The 3,068-nt window shown below is 75.1% G+C and carries 2 protein-coding genes and 1 pseudogene; 1 reads left to right on the top strand and 2 read right to left on the bottom strand.

The window, feature by feature from the left end; genetic code table 11:
* Together ACWCSD_RS50500 and ACWCSD_RS50505 are read right to left on the bottom strand one after the other, a co-directional pair.
* A pseudogene (locus ACWCSD_RS50500) lies at window positions 1-595 on the bottom strand (hypothetical protein); the annotation flags it as partial.
* Between the two features lie 106 nt (window positions 596-701).
* A complete protein-coding gene (locus tag ACWCSD_RS50505) occupies window positions 702-1,601 on the bottom strand; it encodes a branched-chain amino acid transaminase (RefSeq protein WP_397165479.1) in 900 nt (299 codons plus the stop codon).
* 90 nt (window positions 1,602-1,691) lie between these two features.
* Between ACWCSD_RS50505 and ACWCSD_RS50510 the strand changes: the two genes are divergently transcribed.
* Window positions 1,692-3,068, top strand: a 1,377-nt coding sequence (locus ACWCSD_RS50510; RefSeq protein WP_449926649.1) for an aminotransferase-like domain-containing protein, incomplete at its 3' end; no start/stop codon positions are given.

Consider the following 3,068-nt stretch of genomic DNA (forward strand, 5'->3'; position numbering starts at 1 on the left):
GCAGCTTGCCACTGGCCAGGTAGGGGTGGACGAGGTCGTCGACGTCCATGGCGATCAGCGGGCACTGCTCCAGGTCGGCCGTGCGGACCTGGAGCGGGGAGGCGTGGTAGCGCTGCACCGCGCCCTGCCGGTCGGCCAGTGCGAGCGCGGCGCCGGGGCCGATCGCGATCGAGCACCGGCCCGCGGCCTTCAGCGCCTCGCCCAGCGTGCCGGCGTTGCGCTGCCCGGCCACGTCGATGAGGTAGCGGTAGTCGGGGATGACCGCGCCCGCCCCCCGGGTCTCGGGGGCGGGAGGCGCGCCGCAGGCGTAACCGGCGGCCGACCTGGTGCCGGCCGACACCGTGAGCCAGCCGTCGTAGGGGCAGGTGATGTTGCTGACCGTGCGCACCGACAGCGAGCCGATCGCGCTGCCACGCGTCAGCTCCCACAGGTTGGGGGCGTCGGCCTGGTTGACGTCGTCCCAGCTGAGGCCGGAGACGCCGATGAGCGCCACCCTGCCCGCGCCGGGAGCCGAGCCGCCGGCCGTGGCCGTGCCCTGCAGGCCGAGCAGTACGGAACCGGCCAGAACGGCCAGCACCACGAGCGCGCGCCTCACCCCGACGACCTCCCGCGATCGATGACGTCCGTGGCACGCTAGAGCACGTCGCGATCCGGCGCCACCGATTCCCTACCTTCTCACGGGCGGCGGCGGGCGCGGTCCGTCAGCCGCGCACGGGGGTGAGCCAGTGGCGGTAGCGGTCGTCGCGCCCGTGCACGGCGGCCTCGTAGGCGTCGTGCAGCTTGCCGGTGACCGGTCCGGGGCCGCCGAACTCGCAGTGGTCGACCGCGCTGACGTGCACGATCCCGGCCGCCGTGCCGCAGACGAAGATCTCGTCGGCCGTGTACAGGTCGGTGCGCAGCAGGTCCTCCCGGGTGACCGTCAGCCCCAGGTCGGCGGCCAGCCGCGCGACGGTGTCCTGCGTGATGCCCTCCAGCGCGCCGGCGTGCGGCGGAGGCGTGGTCAGCACGCCGTCGCGCACGACGAAGACGTTGGCGCCGGTGCACTCGCTGACGTTGCCGGCCGCGTTCAGCAGCACCGCCTCGTCGAAGCCCGCCTGCATGGCCTCGGACTTGGCCATCACCGAGTTCAGGTAGGGGCCGGTGGCCTTGGCCGCGGTCGGCGTCACCCGGTGGTCGTTGCGCTGCCACGAGCTGGTCATCAGCCGCACGCCCGCCTCCAGCAGCGCGCCCCACTCCCAGGACGCGATCGAGACCACCGTCGGGCAGCCGCGCGCCGCCACGCCCATCTCGCCGTAGCCGCGGTGGGCCAGGTGGCGGATGTAGCACGAGGACTGGCCGTTGGCCGCGACCGTGGCCAGCGTGGCCGCGCGCAGCTCCTCCAAGGTGTACGGCAGCGGCATCCCGATGATCCGCGCGCTGCGCGCCAGCCGCCGCAGATGTTCGTCCAGCCGGAACACCGCCGGGCCGTCCGGCGTGTCGAAGGCCCTGGTGCCCTCCAGCACGGCGGTGCCGTAGTGCAGGGCGTGCGTCAGGACGTGCACCCGGGCCTCGCCCCAGGGCACCAGCTCGCCGTCCATCCAGATGTGCTCGGCTTCGCGCATCGTGCCGCTCCTCTCCGTAAATGGCCGCCAACAATCACAAGATGTAGGCCAATTCATTGATAAGTGGCACAGTAACCGGATAATAGTGGCGTGGGAAGAGAAGAAAACCTTGTCACCCTGGTCCGCGACCGGCTCCGGCTCCACGAGGGCACGGCCAGCCGGCGGCTCGCGGGCGCGCTGACCGACCTGGCCCAGACCGGCGCCATCGCCCCGGGCACCCGCCTGCCCTCCGAGCGCGACCTGGCCGAGGCGGTCGGGCTCAGCCGCGGGACGGTCGCCGCCGCCTTCAACGCCCTGTGCGAGGAGGGCCTGTGCGAACGCCGGCACGGCAGCGGCACGTACGTGCTGGGCGTCCCGACGTTCGGCGGCCTGCTCCAGGGCGGCGCGGTGCTGGCCGACCTGTCGACCTCGGTCGTCCCCGACCCCTCGCACCTGGCGGCGCCCCCGCTGGACGCCGCCGCCCTGATGCGCGCGCCGAGCGGCCACGGCTACGACGCCATGGGCGACTCGCGGCTGCGCGCCGTCCTGGCCGCCCTGGACGCCGGGCCGCACCGCGAGATCCTGGTGACCTCGGGCGCCCAGCAGGGCATCGACCTGGCGGCCCGGGTGCTGCTGCGGCCCGGCGACCGCGTGCTGGTCGGCGACCCGGCCTACGGAGGCGCGCTCAGCGTGTTCCGGCGCGCCGGGGCCCACGCCGTCCCCGTGGACCTCACCGACCCGGACGCCGTGCGCGACGCCCTGGCCCGCCACCGCCCGGCCGCCGTGTACGCGCTGCCGGTGGACAACCCGACCGGCCGCGTGGCCGACCTGCGGCACGTGGCCGAGCTGGCCGCGGCGGCGGACGTCCCGCTGGTGGAGGACCGGACCCTCGCGCCCGTGGTGTTCGACGGCCGGACGCCTCCGGAGCCGCTGGCCCAGGCCCATCCGCACGGCACGGTGACGGTGGGCTCGTTGTCGAAGGTGTTGTGGGGCGGCCTGCGGGTGGGCTGGCTCACCGCCTCCGAGCCGCTGCTGGCCCGGCTGCTGGAGGCCAAGCTCGACGCCGACCTGGCCACCAGCGCCGTCTCCCAGCGGCTGGCCGCCGACCTGCTCGACGGCGACCCCGTGCCGGCCTGGCTGGCCGAGCTGGGCCGCCGCCGCGACCACTTCACCGCCGCGTTGTCCGCGCGCCTGCCGTCGTGGACCTGGTCACGCCCCCAGGGCGGCCTGTCGGTGTGGGTCCGGCTGCCGGGCGCCGACACCGACAGGTTCGCCGCCGTCGCCCGCGAGCAGGGCGTGGCCGTCGCCCCCGGCTCGCTGTTCTCCCCCGACGGCCGCCACCGCGACCGCCTGCGCCTCAGCTTCGCCCTGCCGCCCGCCCTCCTCGACCAGGCCCCGACGCCCAGGACGCCAGGAAGGACACCCCCTGGCTGGTCACCGGCGTCACCGGGAGCGTGGCGATGCTCAAGGCGCTGCTGCCCGCCGGGC

This window comes from Nonomuraea sp. NPDC001684, assembly GCF_053596515.1.

Bases quoted from the DNA above. Each gene is read 5' to 3' on its own strand.
- ACWCSD_RS50505 (WP_397165479.1), bottom strand. From the start codon at position 1,601: ATGCGCGAAGCCGAGCACATCTGGATGGACGGCGAGCTGGTGCCCTGG.